This window comes from Streptomyces sp. NPDC046759 (assembly GCF_040645475.1).
GTDB lineage: Bacteria > Actinomycetota > Actinomycetes > Streptomycetales > Streptomycetaceae > Streptomyces.
On record NZ_JBEYYJ010000009.1, the window covers coordinates 240,640 to 257,501 of the forward strand.

13 protein-coding genes, 3 pseudogenes and 1 riboswitch are annotated in these 16,862 nt (G+C 72.2%); of the genes and pseudogenes, 3 read left to right on the forward strand and 13 right to left on the reverse strand.

Annotated features, from left to right (window positions below; genetic code table 11):
- Window position 1: 1 nt before the first annotated feature.
- The 12 genes and pseudogenes from ABZ919_RS15520 to ABZ919_RS15575 form a co-directional block, all read right to left on the reverse strand.
- The gene (locus ABZ919_RS15520) at window positions 2-1,264 is read right to left on the reverse strand and encodes a cytochrome P450 (RefSeq protein WP_361247580.1); all 1,263 of its coding nucleotides are present in this window, start codon (window positions 1,262-1,264) and stop codon (window positions 2-4) included.
- An 11-nt stretch (window positions 1,265-1,275) separates the two neighbouring features.
- Window positions 1,276-3,102 carry an asparagine synthase (glutamine-hydrolyzing) gene (asnB, locus tag ABZ919_RS15525; protein ID WP_361247582.1) on the reverse strand — a complete coding sequence of 609 codons (1,827 nt, stop codon included), beginning with the start codon at window positions 3,100-3,102 and terminating at the stop codon, window positions 1,276-1,278.
- A 17-nt stretch (window positions 3,103-3,119) separates the two neighbouring features.
- On the reverse strand, window positions 3,120-4,571 hold the full coding sequence (locus ABZ919_RS15530; protein ID WP_361247584.1) for an MFS transporter: 1,452 nt from the start codon (window positions 4,569-4,571) through the stop codon (window positions 3,120-3,122).
- A gap of 400 nt (window positions 4,572-4,971) precedes the next feature.
- On the reverse strand, window positions 4,972-5,790 hold the full coding sequence (locus tag ABZ919_RS15535) for an ABC transporter ATP-binding protein (protein WP_361247585.1): 819 nt from the start codon (window positions 5,788-5,790) through the stop codon (window positions 4,972-4,974).
- Window positions 5,787-6,860 carry an iron ABC transporter permease gene (locus ABZ919_RS15540; protein ID WP_361247587.1) on the reverse strand — a complete coding sequence of 358 codons (1,074 nt, stop codon included), beginning with the start codon at window positions 6,858-6,860 and terminating at the stop codon, window positions 5,787-5,789. Before ABZ919_RS15540 ends, ABZ919_RS15535 begins: the two co-directional genes overlap by 4 nt.
- A gap of 2 nt (window positions 6,861-6,862) precedes the next feature.
- Window positions 6,863-7,942, reverse strand: coding sequence for an ABC transporter substrate-binding protein (locus ABZ919_RS15545; protein ID WP_361247589.1), 1,080 nt, complete (start codon window positions 7,940-7,942; stop codon window positions 6,863-6,865).
- 184 nt (window positions 7,943-8,126) lie between these two features.
- On the reverse strand, window positions 8,127-8,774 hold the full coding sequence (locus ABZ919_RS15550) for a sigma-70 family RNA polymerase sigma factor (RefSeq protein ID WP_361247591.1): 648 nt from the start codon (window positions 8,772-8,774) through the stop codon (window positions 8,127-8,129).
- A 179-nt stretch (window positions 8,775-8,953) separates the two neighbouring features.
- Window positions 8,954-9,670, reverse strand: a complete 717-nt coding sequence (locus tag ABZ919_RS15555; protein WP_361247593.1) for a hypothetical protein — start codon at window positions 9,668-9,670, stop codon at window positions 8,954-8,956.
- A gap of 169 nt (window positions 9,671-9,839) precedes the next feature.
- Entirely contained in the window at window positions 9,840-10,361 is a 522-nt protein-coding gene (locus tag ABZ919_RS15560; protein WP_361247595.1) for a copper chaperone PCu(A)C, read from the reverse strand.
- Window positions 10,358-12,630: pseudogene (locus tag ABZ919_RS15565) on the reverse strand (heavy metal translocating P-type ATPase). Before ABZ919_RS15565 ends, ABZ919_RS15560 begins: the two are co-directional and overlap by 4 nt.
- Window positions 12,630-12,878, reverse strand: coding sequence for a hypothetical protein (locus ABZ919_RS15570; protein WP_361247633.1), 249 nt, complete (start codon window positions 12,876-12,878; stop codon window positions 12,630-12,632). The pseudogene ABZ919_RS15565 and the gene ABZ919_RS15570 overlap by 1 nt, the downstream one beginning before the upstream one ends.
- 150 nt (window positions 12,879-13,028) lie before the next feature.
- Complete coding sequence (locus ABZ919_RS15575) at window positions 13,029-13,388, reverse strand: metalloregulator ArsR/SmtB family transcription factor (protein WP_361247597.1); 360 nt, start codon at window positions 13,386-13,388, stop codon at window positions 13,029-13,031.
- Window positions 13,389-13,468: 80 nt separating this feature from the next.
- Window positions 13,469-13,659, forward strand: a riboswitch (cobalamin riboswitch).
- Window positions 13,660-13,685: 26 nt separating this feature from the next.
- Here ABZ919_RS15575 and ABZ919_RS15580 point away from each other — a divergent pair.
- Window positions 13,686-14,795, forward strand: a complete 1,110-nt coding sequence (locus ABZ919_RS15580) for a HoxN/HupN/NixA family nickel/cobalt transporter (RefSeq protein ID WP_361247635.1) — start codon at window positions 13,686-13,688, stop codon at window positions 14,793-14,795.
- Window positions 14,796-14,849: 54 nt separating this feature from the next.
- On the opposite strand, the pseudogene ABZ919_RS15585 reads toward ABZ919_RS15580, so the two are convergent.
- Window positions 14,850-15,111, reverse strand: a pseudogene (locus ABZ919_RS15585) (IS30 family transposase); the annotation flags it as partial.
- Window positions 15,112-15,187: 76 nt separating this feature from the next.
- Here ABZ919_RS15585 and ABZ919_RS15590 point away from each other — a divergent pair.
- Both ABZ919_RS15590 and ABZ919_RS15595 read left to right on the forward strand, forming a co-directional pair.
- Window positions 15,188-16,057 carry a trypsin-like serine protease gene (locus ABZ919_RS15590; RefSeq protein ID WP_361247598.1) on the forward strand — a complete coding sequence of 290 codons (870 nt, stop codon included), beginning with the start codon at window positions 15,188-15,190 and terminating at the stop codon, window positions 16,055-16,057.
- Between the two features lie 261 nt (window positions 16,058-16,318).
- Window positions 16,319-16,862: pseudogene (locus ABZ919_RS15595) on the forward strand (hypothetical protein); the annotation flags it as partial.

The following is a 16,862-nucleotide window of genomic DNA, read 5'->3' on the forward strand; positions in this document are numbered from 1 at the left end:
GTCAGAGACGCCGGTCGTAGCCGACGGGGAGGTGGTTGGTGCCGCGGCCGAGGACGGCCGGGATCCACTCGATGTCCTCGTGCCTGATGACCAGATGGAGACCGGGCAGGCGAGCGAGGAGGGTGCCAAGGGCGATCCGGAGTTCGGCGCGGGCCAGGGCGGCGCCCGGGCAGAAGTGGATGCCGTGCCCGAAGGCGAGGTGGGGGTTGGGCGAGCGGTCGAAGTCCAGGGTGTCCGGGGCGGGGAAGCGGCGGGGGTCGCGGTTGGCCGCGCACAGGGAGACGATCACCGAGTCGCCGGCCGGGACCTCCGTGCCGTGCAGGTCGCTGTCCTTGTCGAAGAAGCGCCAGGTGGTGAGCTCGAAGGCGCTGTCGTAGCGGAGGAGTTCCTCGACGGCGCGGGGCAGCAGGTCCGGGTTGTCGCGCAGACGGGCGACCTGGTCCGGGTTGCGGAACAGGGCGATCAGGGCCGTGGTGATCTGGTTGGTGACCGGCTCCTGGCCCGCGACGAGGAGCTGGAAGATCATCGAGTCCAGCTCCTGCTGCGACAGTTCGCGGCGGTCGCGGGCCACTACGAGGCGGCTCAGCAGGTCGTCGTCCCGGTGTTCTCGCTTGTGGGTGACGACGTCGGCGATGTAGCTCTGGAGGCCGTGCAGGCGGGCCTCGTAGAGGGGACGGCCGGGATCGGTGGGGCCGACCGGCTGGACGGCCTTGCCCCAGTCGCGGTCGAAGCGGGCCGCGAGTTCCTGCGGGAGGCCGATGACTTCGGCGAGGACCTGGAAGGGGAAGCGGGCGGCGAATCCGGTGACGAGGTCCGCGGGGCCGTGCTCCGGCAGTGCGTCGACGAGGGCGCCGGCCAGCTCCTGGAAGCGCGGGAGGAGCTGCTCGATGCGGCACGGGGTGAAGGCGTCCGTCACGAAGCGGCGCATCCGGGTGTGCTCGGGCGGGTCCTGGTGGAGGAGGTGCACCTGGAGCTGGGAGTGCTGCGGCTCGGGCATGATCGAGGCGCGGGCTCGCCAGCGGTCGTTGCCACGGTCGTGGTTCTTGCCGAGGCGGTCGTCGTTCAGCGCGGCGTGGGCGGCGTCGTAGCCGGTGACGAGCCAGGCTCGGACGCCGCTGGGGAAGAGGACCCGGTGGACGGGGCCGGCCTCGCGCATCTGCGCGTACAGGGGGTAGGGGTTGCTCTTGTAGGGGCAGCCGATCAGCGGCACGGGGTCGGGCAGGGTGTCCGGACCTGTGACTGGATGCTGTTCCTGGAGGGTCATGGGCAGGCTCCTCAGAGGGCGAGTTCGGGCCGGTAGTGGTCCAGCCAGAGAGCGAGGTCGACGACGCGTTCGAGGCGCAGGCGGTGACCCCACTTCAGCCGGTCGGGCGGGGTGTCGAGGCAGGGCTTGATGCGGGTCTCGTCGGCCAGGGCGCGGACCTGTTCGGTGGCGAGCGCCTCGCGGGCCAGGTCCTGCAGGCCGCGGTTGTAGGCGGGGTGGTGCGTGGCCGGGTAGTGGTTCTTGGGGCGGTGCAGCACCGACTCCGGAGCGAGGCCGGCGCCCATCGCGCGCAGCAGGCTCTTCTCCCGTCCGTCGAAGCTCTTCAGCGCCCAGGGGGCGGTGAAGGCGTACTCGACGAGCCGGTGGTCGCAGTACGGGACGCGGACCTCCAGGCCCTGCGCCATGCTGAGTCGGTCCTTGCGGTGCAGGAGCTGGCGCAGCCAGCGGGTCAGGGACAGGTGCTGCATCTCGCGTCGGCGGTGTTCGGCGGGGCTCTCGCCGTCCGTGTGCGGTACGGCGGCGAGCGCGGTGCGGTACGTGTCGTCGCGGAACTCGGCGATGCGCAGCCCGAGTTCCGGGTTCAGGGGCATGGCCGCCTCGTGGCCCGTCACCAGCAGCCACGGGAAGGTCTGCGCCGCCAGGGCCTTCGGGTTGTGGAACCAGGGGTAGCCGCCGAAGACCTCGTCGGCCGCCTCGCCGGAGAGGGCGACGGTGGAGTGCCGGCGGATCTCGCCGGACAGCAGGTACAGCGAGGTGTCCATGTCGCCGACACCGATGGGTGAGTCGCGGGCCACGACGACGGCCTTGCGGTGCCCGGGGTCGAGCAGGGCGCGCGGGTCGAGGACGACGGTGCTGTGATCGGTGCCGATGAAGGCGCCGGCCTCGGTGGCGTAGGGCGTGTCGTGGCCGGTGCGCAGGACGTCACCGGTGAACCGTTCCGCCTGGTCGCTGTAGTCGACGGCGTAGGAGCGGATGCGGGCGTCCGGGCCTTCGCGCAGGCGGAGTTCGTCGGCGAGCAGGGCGGTCAGGACGGTGGAGTCGAGGCCACCGGAGAGCAGGCTGCACAGCGGGACGTCCGCTTCGAGCCGGCTGCGGGCCGCGGCACCGACCAGGCTGCGGATCCGCTCGATGGCCGTGTCCTGGTCGTCGGTGTGGTCTGTAGCCTCCAGCTGCCAGTAGCGGCGTTCACGGATGCCGCCCCGGTCCAGGACGAGCACGCCGCCCGGCTCGACCTCCCTGACACCGGACCACACGGTCGGGCCGGTGTTGAACAGCAGGCTGTACGCCTCCCGCAGCCCGTCCGCGTCCACCCGGGGCCGTATCTCGGGGTGGGCGAACAGCGCCTTGGGCTCGGAGGCGAAGGCGAGACCGCCGTCGACAGGGGCCCAGAACAGGGGCTTCACCCCGAGCCGGTCGCGGACCAGGAGCAGTCGTTGAGCGCGTTCGTCCCAGACGGCGAAGGCGAACATGCCCTCCAGGTGCTCGGCCATCGCCTCGCCCCACTCGGCGTACGCGCGCAGCACCACCTCGGTGTCGCTGCGCGTGCGGAACGCATGGCCCCGGGCGCGCAGTTCGGTGCGCAGTTCGTGGTGGTTGTAGACCTCGCCGCTGTAGGTGAGCACGATGTCCGGCTGCTCGGGACGGTTGGTCATCGGCTGTACGCCGCCTTCGAGGTCGATGACGGCCAGGCGTCGGTGGCCGATCGCGGCCCGCTCGCCGAGCCAGACGCCTCCGGAGTCGGGGCCCCGCGGGGTGAGGGTGGCGGTCATGGCCTCGATGACCGGGGCCTGGCTGCGGCTGTCCTGGTGGAAGGACGCCCAGCCGGTGATTCCGCACATGTGAAACGACTCCTCGGTCAGTGGTGGTGGGCTGCGGGAGCCGCGTCGGTGGTGTTCTCGGGCGTAGGCGCGCTCATGCGTCCCGGCAGGGCCAGCAGCGGTACGGCGAGAAAGGCGGCGACGGCCGCGAGGGCCAGGCCGGCCGTCACGCCGTCATCGCCACCGGCCAGACCCCAGGCGGCGGTGGCCAGGGACGGGCCGAGGGTGAAGCCGAGGCTGCGGGCCAGCTGTACGGAGGAGCCCACGGTCACCGTGCGGTCCGCCGGGGCGGCGCCCATGACGAGGGCCTGGGTCGGGCCGCCGTTCAGGCCCATGCCGAGGCCGGCCAGCGCCAGCCGCCAGGCCACGTCCGCCGGCGACCAGTCACCGTCCAGCGGAACGAGGAGGAGCAGCCCGGCGGTGGTGAGGGCGGCGCCGGTGACCGCCACCGGCCGAGCCCCGGTGAGGGTCCCCCCGCGCGAGCGGAGCCGAGCGTGGGGGAGGTCGGTGAGGCGACCGCCGACCGGCCCGGCCAGCCCCATGCCGAGCGGCAAGGCGAGCACGGTCAGACCGGTCGTGGTGGCGCTGACGCCGTCGTCACGCTGGAGATGCAGAGCGACGACGTAGTGCATCGCCGCGAACCCGGCCGCCAGAGCCAGCACCGCCGTATGGGCCCGGAACAGCCCCGTCGCCCGCAGTGCGCCGACGACCGGGCGACCACCCGGTCCCCGCAGCCACCACCACAACGGCGGTACGGCGGCAAGCGCGACCACCAGCCACACCGGGCTTCCCGACGCCAGGGTCAGCGCCAGCAGCAGGGCGGCCACCCCGGAGCCCACCAGCAGCACATCCGCCGCCGACCGCCGGTCGGGCAGGCGCAGGCCCCCGTCGCTCGGCATCGCCCTCCACGCCACGACCAGAGCCAGCAGGCAGAAAGGGATCTTGACCAGGAAGACCGCGCGCCAGCCCAGGTGGTCCAGCAGCAGTCCGCCCACCGCCGGACCGGTCACCGCGCCCAGCGGGCCCAGCGTCGCCGGCACGCTCATGGCCCGCCCGCGCAGTTCCGGCCGTACCGAGCGCACGGCGAGAACCGGCATCACCACGAAGAGCACGGCCCCGAACGCGCCCTGGGCGAGGCGGGCGGCGATGAGCCAGGACGCCCAGGGCGCGGCTGCCGCCAGCGCGCTGCACAGACCGAAGCCCGCGGTCGCGGCCAGCAGGGCGGAACGCATCCCGACCCCGTCCAGCCACCGGCCGGCCGGCAACAACAGTGCCACCACGGGGAGTTGATAACCAAGGACCGCCCACTGGGCGGTCACGGCGGATGCGTGCAGACCGTCGGCGATGTCCGCCAGGGCCACGTTGACGATGTTCATGTCGAGCATCGCCACGAACGACAGCAGGCCGGCCACGGCAACGAGCGGCCAGCGGTCCTCGCCGCCGACGGGTATGTGGCCGGGCTGTTCCGGACCGGGACTGTGGCCTGTCACCGTTGCCGCCCCTCACGGTCGTGGGTGGGCTGCCGGACGGCAGCCTCGTCCCACAAGTCGGGAGGGACCGCACACGAGTTCCCGGGCGCGGCCAAGAATCATGGCGGGCAGGCTGAAACTGCCCGCGCCGATCAGTCGCGGCGGCCACCGCGTGGGCGCCGGCTACCAGAACGGCCACGGTGACCGCGCGCAACGGCCGGGCTCCCCCGTTGATCCGCACCCAGCCGCGCCGGAACCTGCAGGGCTCGGGATCCCAAGGCCGTACCGCGTGGGAACCGCCGTGCGCGTCGTGCCCGAGCCGCGCGATCCGACCGCCCTCTGAGGCGACGGCGTCGGCCTGAACGTCCGCGTTCGCGCATCCGCAGGCGGCGGCGCTGCCCGAGCCTGTTCATCAGCCCGCTCATCCCCGGGCGGGCGTCTCCAGCGACACGGCCGGCGGTGCCTCGTCCGCCGGTGTCCGGTGGTCGAAGGCGATGAGCGGGTCACCCGTCAGGGGATGGTCGACAACCGCCGCACGCACTCCGAACACCTCCGCCATCAGCACGGGCGTGAGGACGTCCCGCGGCGGGCCGGAGGCGACGACCCCTCCGTCGTGCAGGACGTGGAGGCGGTCGCAGACGGAGGCCGCGGCATTCAGGTCGTGCAGCGACACCAGGGTGGTACGGCGCTGGGCACGCAGGAGGGCGAGCAGGTCGACCTGGTGGCGGACGTCGAGGTGGTTGGTCGGTTCGTCCAGTACCAGGACGTCCGGGTCCTGCGCGAACGCCCTTGCCAGCAGGACACGTTGGCGCTCACCACCGGACAGGGCCGTGAAGCGGCGTCCGGCCTGTTCCGCCATGCCGACGTCGGTGAGCGCCTGCGCGACGACGTCCCGGTCGGCGGAGTCCTCGCGGGCGAAGGCCCGCTTGTAGGGCGTACGGCCCATCGCGACGACCTCGCGCACGGTCAGCTCGAAGTCGCTCCCGCGCTCCTGCGGCAGGGCCGCCACGTGCCGCGCCGACTGGAGCGGGGTCATCTCCCGCAGGTCGGTGCCGGCCAGCAGGACCCGGCCGGCGGTGGGCTTCAGGTGCCGGTAGACGGTGCGCAGGAGCGTGGACTTGCCGCTGCCGTTCGGGCCGACCAACCCGGTGATCTCGCCCTCGGCGGCGACGAGACGGGCGCCCGCCACCACCGTCCGGCCGGCGTAGGCGACGTGCAGGTCCTCGATGTCGATCCTCAACTGCCGCTCCCCAGACGCCGGTCCATCAGGTACAACAGGGCCGGAGCCCCGAGCAGCGAGGTGACCACGCCGACCGGCAGCTCCTGCGCGTCCATGGCCGTACGGCACACGATGTCGACGACGACCAGCAGCAGGGCGCCGAACAACGCGGAGACCGGCAGCAGGCGTCGGTGGTCACCCCCCACGACCAGGCGGCAGACATGCGGCACCATCAGCGCGACGAAGGCGATCGCGCCGGAGACCGCCGCCAGGACACCGGTCAGCACACTGGTGACGGTGAACAGCTCGCGGCGCAGCCGGGTGACGTCGATGCCGAGCCCGGCGGCCGTCTCGTCGCCCATCAGCAGGGCGTTCAGACCCCGGGCGCGTGCCTGGAGCCACAGCAGCGCGGCGGGAACGGCGACGGCGGGTACCGCGAGCAGTTCCCATGTCGCTCCGCCGAGGCTGCCCATGAGCCAGAACAGGACGCCGTGGGTCTGCTGCTCGTCCCCGGCCTGCAACACCAGGTAGCTGGTGAACCCGGAGAGGAACTGGCCGATCGCGACGCCGGCCAGCACCAGCCGCAGCGGCGCGAACCCGCCACCGCGCCGGGCCACCGCCCACACCAGCGCGAACGTCGCCAGCGCGCCGGCAAAAGCCGCCCCGGACAGGCCCAGTCCCAGTGCCCCGCCGGCGCCGAGGCCGAGGACGATCGCGGCGACCGCGCCGAGGGAGGCACCGTTGGAGATGCCCAGCAGGTAGGGGTCGGCCAGCGGGTTGCGCACCAGCGCCTGGACGGCCGTACCGACGAGACCGAGGCCGGCGCCGACGAGTGCGGCGAGCAGGGCACGAGGGAGTCGGAGCTGCCAGACGATGAGGTCGTCCGTACCGGGGCGCGGAGCCTCACCGGACAGCCGCCGCCCCACCACGCTCCACACCTCGCCGGGCGGGATCGAGGTCGAGCCCCAGGCCACGGCGGCCGTCAGCGCGGCCGCCAGCGCCACGGCCAGAACCGCCGCGAGCGGACCGGCGGGCAGGGTGCCGCGCTCCTTCGCAGCCGCGGCTGTCCGGCGCACCCGTGTGAAGGCCATGATCAGGCGACCTTGCCGGGGTGGAGGATCCTGGCGATGGCCTCGACCGTGTCGGCGTTCTCGACTCCCGCGATGGTGGTCCGCTCGGAGCCGATGCGCAGGAAGTGGCCCGCCTTGACCGCCTTCAGGCCCTTGGTCGCGGGGTTCGACTTCAGCCACTGCTCGGCCTCGTCGAACGCCTGCTTGTTCGCCGCCTCGCTGCCGCGGTTGCGGACGCCGAGCTGGATCCAGTCGGGGTTCTTGGCGATGACGTCCTCCCAGCCGACCTGCTGGTAGTCGCCGTCGCAGTCGGCGAAGACGTTGCGGGCTCCGGCCAGGGTGATCACGGCGTTGGCGATCTGGCGGTTGCAGGTGACGGAGGGCTGCTTCGTACCGGCGTCGTAGTCGAAGAAGAAGTATGTCGGCCGGTTGTTCTCCGCCGTACCGCCGACCGCCTTCTGGACCGCGCCCACCTTCTCCCTCATCGCGGCGACGAGTTTCCGCGCCTGCGCACCGGTGCCGGTGACCGCGCCGAGGGAAGTGATGTCGGCCTCGACGGCGGACAGATCGGTCACTGGGCCCTTGCTCTGGGCAGCACAGGCGGTGGACTTCAGGTAGATGTGCTTGATCCCGGCCGCCTTGAACTCCTCCGCCGTCGGCGCGTCCCCCGTGCCTGAGCCGCCCATGCTTCCCATGGAGGCGAAGGTGTCGATGTAGAGGTCGGCTCCGGAGCCCAGCAGCTTCTCCTTCGGGACCACGGTCCGGCTGAGCACCTTGACCTTCTGCGCCTGTGCGTCGAGGGTGCCGGGCAGCGTGCCCTTGCCGGGCGGGAAGCCGGTGCCGATCACCTGGTCGCCGGCACCGAGGCGCAGCAGCAGTTCCAGGCTGGAGGCGTTGCTGGTGACGATTCTCTTCGGGGCGCTGGAGAAGGTGGTCCTGGCACCCATGCAGTCGGTGACGGACACCGGATGGCCGCCGGAAACCGCCTTCCCGGCCTGCCCCGCGTTCCCGTCCGCCGTGTCCTTCCCCCCGCCGCCGCAGCCCGCCAGCAGCAGGCCGCCGAGCACAACGCCCGCGGTACCGCCCCACACACGAGAACGCATCGAACAACTCCCGGATCCACTCGGTACACGGGCGAGCCTTCGCCACCCGCTCCAGTAGTCGGAGCGAAAGTGCCCTGAGTTCCCGGCCAGTTGGCGATCCGGCTCGGGTGAACCGCTCCCGGTGCTCCGGCGGCGAGGGTGCCGGTGCCGTTCTTCCCGCCGGCACCGGCACCCTCCCGGAACGTCAGGCCACCAGCGCGGCGGGCTGGTCCTCCCCCACTGCCTTGACGGCGCGGGAGGTGCCCCCCTCGTCCAGCAGGTCCATCAGCGTCGCGCGGGCGCGGGCCACGCGGGAGCGGACCGTGCCGATCGGGCAGTCGCTCACCTCGGCGGCCTCCGCATAAGGCAGGCCGAGCAGCTGCGTGAGGGTGAACGCTTCCCGGCGGTCGTCGGGAAGCGACGCCAGCAGATCGAGCAGGGCAATGCCGTCGTCGAAGCCGGGCAGGCCGCGCGGCTGGGCCAGTTCGGCGGCCAGCTGCCAGTCCGGTACGTCGGTCAGGCGCGGGCGAGCGGCGGCGTACCGGTAACTGTCGATCACGGCTCGGCGGGCGATGGACAGCAGCCAGGCCCGGGCCGAGGAACGCCCTTCGAAGCGGTGCAGGCTGCCGAGCGCGCGCAGGAACGTGTCCTGCGCCAGATCGTCAACAGCCTGAGGATCGCCGCACAGATGGGCGACATAGCGCTGCACGTCCCGGTGCAGGGCGCCCGCGAACTGCTCGACCGCGTGCGCGTCACCGCCTCGGGCGGCCAGCGCCCACGCGGTGATCGATTCGTCGGGCGCTGCCGGTTTGTAGCTCTTGGCGCGCGACGTGGGCAGGGCAGAGGAAATCACCTGGTGTCCTTCTCGGGTCAACCGTGATCCGGACCAGGGCGCGCCACAGCGCGCGGTCCGGTGAGAGTGGGAGAGACGGCCCTACGGCGTCGCTGTGGCGCTACAGCGCCTGTGCGGTCGTACGGCCGTGGCCCGAGGCACACAGGGGCAGCCCGGCAACCTCGGGGAACAAGCTGTCTTCAGACGACAGCCGTTCCCAACGGCGGACCCCGAGAAGTGATCGCATGGACGAGAAGGAGGAGACGCGGCGCCCCGGCCGAGCGGCGGCGCCGCGGGTGGACGCGGGGGCGATCGGGGGTATCGGGCAGGGCCAGCAGCAACCGCAGCGGCGCCGCCAGCCATCCGGCCGTCGCCCGCATGATCCGGAAGGCGGCCTTCTCGCCGTACGCCAGCCACAGACCGCACAGCACCGCGGCGAGCAGGTGGGCGGCGAGCATGCCGAACGACGACGAACCGCCGTCCATGGAGTGCCCCATGTGGTCCATGGGGCTCATGCCCGTGCGGTCCATGGGCATGGCGCCCATGTCCATGGAACCCGTCGGCATCGAGCCCGTGCCCATGGAGCCCATCGGCATCGAGCCCGTGCCCATGGAACCCATGCCGCTCATGTCGACGGACGTGAAGCCGCCGGACGAGCCGCTCGTCGATTGGGCGTGGGAGAACGCCTCGTGGAGCACCGTCTGGGCGGCGACCACGACCGTCACGATCACCGGCAGCCCGCGCTCACGCCCCGCCAGACACCAGCCCACGGCACCGGTCACGGCCCCGCCGGCGGCCAGCGCCCACGTCGGCACGTCGCTGCCGGACATCAGGACGTGGCCCAGGGCAGCGAGCAGCACGCACATGGCCGCGAACACCGCGGCCCGTATCGCGCGAGCACACCACCCTGCTGTCATGGCGCCTCATCCTCGCATCCGGGCTTCGGTCGTCATGCGTGGGTACGGACATCCACGCGGGACCGTACTCAATCCGCAGGATGTGATCCAGCCCACGACGACCGGCTGGAACTCGACGACACGCTGCCCCGACGTCTGGGAGAGGATTCCTCCGCCTCAGGGCGGGCGATCAGGGACCGCTGTCGCTCGGACGGATGACGACCGCGATCGTCTCGACCGGCGCGCTGCGCTCGAAGTGCAGCGTGAACGGCACCATGTCGCCCACCCGCCAGCCGGCCCCGGCCCGCAGCGTCACGTCCACGCCGCGCGGCGACATGGACAGCGCGCCGCCCGCAGGGACGCGGGCCGAGGTCACGTCCGGCTTGTACGCGACCCGGCCGCCCAGCATGCGGTGCCCGCTGAGGGTGATCCGGCCGTGCGTGGCGGTGGACGTCACGTCCACCAGCCGGTCGTCCGCGCCACCGACGTTGGCGATGTCGAAGAGCGCCGCGGTGTCCGTGCTGTCCCCGAACGGCAGGAGGACCCGCCCGTGCGAGACGGTGATCCGAGCCGGGCTGCCCGCCTTCCCGGCCCCGGCCCAGGTCGTCAGCCCTCCGAGGGCGAGGCTGCAGGCGGCCACGGGCGCGAGCGCGGCGAGGACGGCGTCGGTCAGCCGACGGCGCGTGGGTCGCCAGAGGTCCTGCTCGGTCATCGGGTACGCCTCCGGGCGGGAGCGGGCGAGGGCTGCCAGGCGCGCAGCCGCAGGCTGTTGCCCACGACCAGCAGCGAACTCACCGACATCGCCGCCGCTGCGAGCACCGGATCGAGCAGGCCGGCCATGGCGAGCGGCATGGTCACCACGTTGTAGCCGAAGGCCCAGACGAGGTTGGCCCGGATCGTGCCCAGCGTGCGCCGGGCGAGCCGGACCGCGTCCGCCAACGCCTCGATGTCCCCGCGTACCAACGTCACGTCGGCGGCCCCGATGGCCACGTCCGTGCCGCTGCCCATGGCGATGCCCAGGTCGGCGCCGGCCAGGGCCGCGGCGTCGTTCACTCCGTCGCCGATGAGCGCGACGCGGTGGCCCTGCTCCTGCAGGTCCCGTACGAGGTCGGCCTTGGCCTCGGGAGTGCAGCGGGCGTGCACCTCGTCGATGCCCAGGGCTGCGGCCACGGACTGCGCGGGTGCCTCACGGTCACCGGTCGCGAGCACCGGCCGCACGCCCAGGCGTCGCAGCCGGTCCACGGCCTGGTAGCTGCCGGGCCGCACCACGTCCCCGACCTCGATCAGGGCCTCGGCCGCACCGTCCACCCGGACCAGGACAGGCGTGTGGGCGGCAGCCTCGGCCACGGACAGCGCGTCTGCCAGGGCGGTGGGCAACTCGCCGTCTGGGGCGAGTACTTCCACCAGCCGGCCCTCGACCAGGCCGCGCACGCCCCGCCCCGGCGCCGCGGCGAACTCACTCACGTCCGGCAGCGTCGCCTCGGGGACTTCCCGCCGGGCGTGGGAAGCGATCGCCCGTCCCAGGGGATGCTCCGAGCCGTGCTCGACGGCCCCGGCCAGTCTCAGCAGCGCCTCCTTGCCCGGTCCGCCGGGTACGACCGTGACGCGGGCGACGGTCATACGCCGCAGGTGAGCGTGCCGGTCTTGTCCAGCACGACCGTGTCGAGGTGCTGCAGCCCCTCCAGTGCCTGGGCTCCGCCGACCAGGACGCCCAGTTGGGCACCGCGGCCGGTCGCGGCCATCAGCGCGGTCGGCGTGGCCAGGCCGAGCGCGCACGGGCAGGCCACGACGAGCACGGCCACGCACGCGGTGACGGCGGCCTGCGGGTCGGCTCCGGCACCGAGCCAGAAGCCGAGACAGGTGACGGCCAGCGTCAGCACGACGGGGACGAAGACGCCCGCCACCGTGTCGGCCAGCCGCTGGGCCCGTGCCTTGCCGGCCTGGGCCTCGGTCACCAGCCGGGTGATCCGGGCGAGCTGGGTGTCGGCACCGACGGCCGTGGCCTTCACCAGGAGCAGCCCGCCGGCGTTGACGGCGGCACCGACCACCGACGAACCCGGCCCGACCTCGACGGGCTCGCTCTCTCCGGTGACCAGGGACAGATCCACGGCCGAACTGCCCTCCACCACCTGCCCGTCGGTGGCCACCCGCTCCCCCGGCCGCACGACGAAGACCTGTCCCGCTCTCAACCGCTCGATTGGGACGAGCAGTTCCACGCCGCCATCGCGCACGGTCACCTCTTTGACGGCGAGTCGAGCCAGCGACCTGAGCGCCAGCCCGGTCCCCCGCCGGGCCCGCGCCTCCAGGAACCGCCCCGCCAGGACGAACAGCGGCACACCGACGGCCGCTTCGAGATAGACGTGCGCCGCGCCGCCCGAAGCCGAGGGCACCAGGGTGAACGGCATCCGCATGCCGGGCTCTCCGGCACCGCCGAGGAACAGCGCGTAGGCGGACCAGGAGAAGGACGCCACCACACCCAGCGACACCAGGGTGTCCATGGTCGCCGCCGCGTGCCGAAGCCCACGCGTCGCACGCACATGGAAGGGCAACGCGCCCCACACGGCGACCGGCGCGGCCAGCGCGAAGCACAGCCACTGCCAGTCACGGAACTGCAGCGCGGGAACCATCGACAGCACGAGCACGGGCACCGCGAACAGCGCGGTGATCAGCAGCCGGTCCCGCTCCTGGCGAGCTCCCTCGGACTCGCCCGCGTCCTCGCCTCCGCGCGTCTCGGGCTGGCTGGGCGGTTCGGGCAGGGCAGCCGTGCAGCCGGCCTTCTCGACGGCGGCGACGAGTTCCTCGGGGCGGATCCGCGGCGGGTGGCTCACCCGCGCCCGTCCGGTGGCCAGATTGACGGTCGCCGTGACCCCGTCCAGCCTGCCGAGTTTCTTCTCGACGCGCCTCACGCAGGCCGCGCAGGTCATGCCGCCGACGGCCAGGTCGGTCGTCACCAGGTCGACGGTCACCGGTTCTCCGCCCATCAGTGGCCGCCTCCGTGCATGTCCCCCGTGTCGTCCGTGCGGCCGCCCCCGCCGGAACCGCCGTCACCCCGGCTCGTGCCGGTGGCGCCGTGCATGCCGGGCGCGACGGGCCCTGCGGCGGCACCGACGGCGTACGACACCGTGAACAGCAGCGACAGCAGGAGAAGGAATCCGCACAGGGCGGGCGGAGGCACTAGCTTCCGCGACACCGCACCCGCGCCGGAGGAGATGTGCCGGGACTCGTCCATCAACCGCGACTCCAGATCACGTTCGTACGGCGTCGGCCGGATCGCGCCGTACTGCATCAGGAGTCGGGGCCGCCGGGGGTCGAGTTCCGGAGCATCGTCGTGGTCCGCGTCACGTGAGGGACGACGGTGCCTGCTTCGCGACGACGATCGTCATGCCTCTCGGGACACGCAGTGTTCGAGCAGCGCGGCCACCGGGCCCTCGACGAGCCGGTAGCGCACGATTCGGCCGTCCTTCTCGCCGTGGACGATGCCTGCGGTGCGCAGCAGGCGCAGGGCCTGGGACACGGCGGTGTCCCTCATGCCGGTGGCTACGGCGAGGTCGGAGACGGCGATGGGCCCGGCCTCGTGGAGGGCGAGCAGCAGGGACAGGCGGCCGGGATCCGAGAGCAGAGAGAAGCGGTCGGCCCAGACGCGTACACGCTCGGGCTCGCCGACGGCGGCGATGGCGTCGCAGACGCGATGGCCGTCGATGGTGCGCTGCCCGGCGCGTTCCGCGGGGACGAGATGCATGGACCCATCATCGCAGTCCGCGAAATCCCGCCTCAATACCTGCACGATTGTGCAGCCTTGCAGCCTCGACCTCCGGCCTTCTAGGGTGAGCGGGCCGTGGTGTTCGGGAAGACCGGTGACAGTCCCTCAGGGGCTCAGTCCGGAGCGGCCCTCGCCACTGTGATCGGGGAGTTCCCGCCCCATGCATTGCCACTGGCCGCGCGGCCGGGAAGGCAGGGGCGGGCGCGTCGACCCGTCAGCCAGGAGACCGGCCACGGCAGCACGATGCTGATCCACGAGGTGCTGGAGCGTGACCGTATGACCATGCCCGAAGGCGTGCCCGAATCCGCCGCCTCCCCTTCCTTTCGCTGGCGGCGCGAGGACACGGTGCGGACCGCGGGCCTCCTGGCCGTGATCGTCGCCTTGCACGTGGTCGCCTTCGGGATCCTCTTCCTCCTCGTGGTCCCGCGCCACTACGAGGTGGGGACCAAGGCGTTCGGGGTGGGCCTCGGCATCACGGCCTACACCCTCGGCATGCGGCACGCGTTCGACGCCGACCACATCGCCGCGATCGACAACACCACCCGCAAGCTGATGGCCGACGGCAAGCGGCCGGTCTCGGTGGGCTTCTGGTTCGCGCTCGGGCACTCCAGCGTGGTCGTCGTCATGGCGGCGCTGGTCGCGGGCGGCGCGAAGCTCGCGGGCACCCTGATGAACGACGGATCCCGGACCCACCAGGTCCTCGGCACCCTGGGCACCACGGTCTCCGGCGGCTTCCTGTACCTGATCGCCGCGCTCAACCTCGCGGCACTGTTCGGCATCGTCCGTGTCTTCAGGGCCATGCGCGCCGGACGCTACGACGAAGCGGAGCTGGAGGCCCACCTCGACTCGCGCGGCTTCATGAACCGCATACTCGGCCGCCTCACCAGGTCGATCCGCCGCCCCGGCCAGATGTTCCCGCTCGGCTTCCTCTTCGGCATCGGCTTCGACACCACCACCGAAGTCCTGCTCCTCGCCCTGGCCGGCAACGGCGCCGCGGCCGGCCTGCCCTGGTACGCGGTCCTCTGCCTGCCCCTCCTCTTCGCCGCCGGCATGAGCCTCTTCGACACCCTCGACGGCACCTTCATGAACTTCGCCTACCAGTGGGCGTTCTCCAACCCCGTCCGCAAGGTGTTCTACAACCTCACCATCACCGGCCTGTCCATCGCCGTCGCCTTCTTCGTCGGCACCATCGAGCTGCTCGGCGTCCTGCACGACAAGCTCGGGCTGAGCGACGGCGTCAGCGGCTGGATCGCGGGCCTGGACCTCGACAACGTCGGCTACGTCATCGTCGGCCTGTTCGTCGTCGTCTGGGCCGTGGCCATCGGCTACTGGCGCCTGGCCAAGGTCGAGGAACGCTGGGGCACCCACACCGCCGACGCCGGCTGACGACGCCGGCAGCGGTGTCCGGGGCCCTGCGGGTGCGGACCGACAGGTCGGTGCCCTTGGGAAGTGGTGCCGGAGCAGGCCGCGGGATTCGCTGGAGCCGCGCTGCCGGGGGCCGGCCGGGTCGCAGAGGCGGACCGGGATGCCGGTGGCGATGGTGAACGCGCCACAGGCGCCCATCTCGCTTCCCTGTGCCCGTGTCAGAGACGGTCGCAGTGGTGACCAGCGCGTCCCTGACACGTTCGGCGCCATGGTCGCCGGGCAGATGAAGGGGCACGACACAGCGGGTGACACGCCCGGCCAGGGGGCCGATGGCCGATCCGGACGGTGGATTGTGACCGGAGCCTCCCGGTGAAGCACCTGCCGATTTCCCGGCCCGCATCGATAATGACCTTGTGCGCTCACTAGTCAGGAACTCCATCCTGCCCCTGACGCTGGTCATCATCGGGGCAGCCGCAGTGGTGGGCGACGCCGCGGGGGAAACCCATGCGGCCAGAAGCAGCGGGCGCAGCGGTTTCGGCAAGTCCGGCGAGCCGGGCCAGGCCTCGCGGGACGAGGACCAGGACCACTCCGCGACGGCCCCGGCCGCGGACGGCAACGCGTACACCCCCCGCAGGACCGAGGAGAACGCCCGGATCGGCGCGGTCTTCGAGAAGGACGACCAGGGTGCCCACTTCTGCACGGCGAGCGTGGTGCAGAGTCCGGGCCGGAACATGCTGATCACCGCGGCCCACTGCGCCTTCGACGCCGACTCCGGACAGCCGCTGAACGACCTGGTCTTCGCCCCCGGCTACCGCAACGGCGACGGACCCACCGGCCTGTGGAAGGTCAGCAAGGTGGTCGTCGACGACCGCTGGGCCGAGTCGCAGGACGAGGATCTCGACGTCGCCTTCCTCGTCGTCGACCAGAAGGACGGCAAGGACATCCAGGACGTCCTGGGCGGCAACGCCCTCGGAATCAACCGCGGCTTCGACAACAAGGTCAAGATCACCGGCTATCCCAGCAGTCGTGACACCCCCGTCTCGTGCCAGAACCGCACCACGAAGTTCAGCGACACCCAGCTGCGCATCCAGTGCACCGACCTCGAGGACGGGACCAGCGGCAGCCCCTGGCTCGCCGACTACGACCCCAAGAGCCACACCGGCACGGTCGTCGGCGTCCTGGGCGGCCATGAGGGCGGCGGCGCCCAGGCCGATGTCTCGTACGCCGCGTACTTCGACGACGACATCGCCAAGCTCTACCGGCGCGCCCAGGACGAGGACTGAGCCCAGCTCATCCGCACCCCGCTCACGGCGAAGGGCCGTAGCCGCCAAGCGTGCCGGGGAGGGACGGCGGCCCGGAGCCGACCATGGGGATTACGATGGCCTGCCCTGGTGGCTCACCCTGCTGACCAGCCTGAACGCCATGCGGGACCGATGGCGGCGATGCTCGTGCCGAGACCACACACAGCCGGTCCCGTACTCTTCCTCCGAGCCGCCGCGCAGCCCGGCTCCGGAGGGGGCAGGGACAACCGCGAGGGAGACGGCATGGGAGCCGCTGACCGGCAGAGCGCCGGAAACTGGAACGGGACCGGCGACCCGTCGGGGACCAGAGGTGGTCATGCGAGCGAGTACGGCCACGACTACGAATACAGGAATCCTCCCGAGCCGATACCCCACCCCGGCTACCGGCCCGATGCCGAGACGGGCCACATTCCCCCTCCGGCCACCATCGGCCATCGGCACGCCCCCATGAGGGGCAACGGGCCCGTGACGGTGACCGATGCCAGACATGGCTCCGCCCACGGTCCTGGAGCGGGCGCCGACGGTCACGGTCACGGGCACAGTCATGGACACAGCCACAGTCACGGGGCTGCCGCTCCGGTCTCCCGGCACCTGCGGAAGGTCATCGCGGCGATCCTGATCCCCTTCACCGCGGCGGTCGTCGTCGGCCTGCTGGTGCTGTGGCCGGGAGGAGCCCCGCCGCACAAGCGCACCGGTGTCGGCTTCGATCAGCAGACCCAACAGGCCACGGTCACCCGGGTCATCGAGCTGAGCTGCAAGTCGGTGAACGCCTCCGGCCAGACCCCCA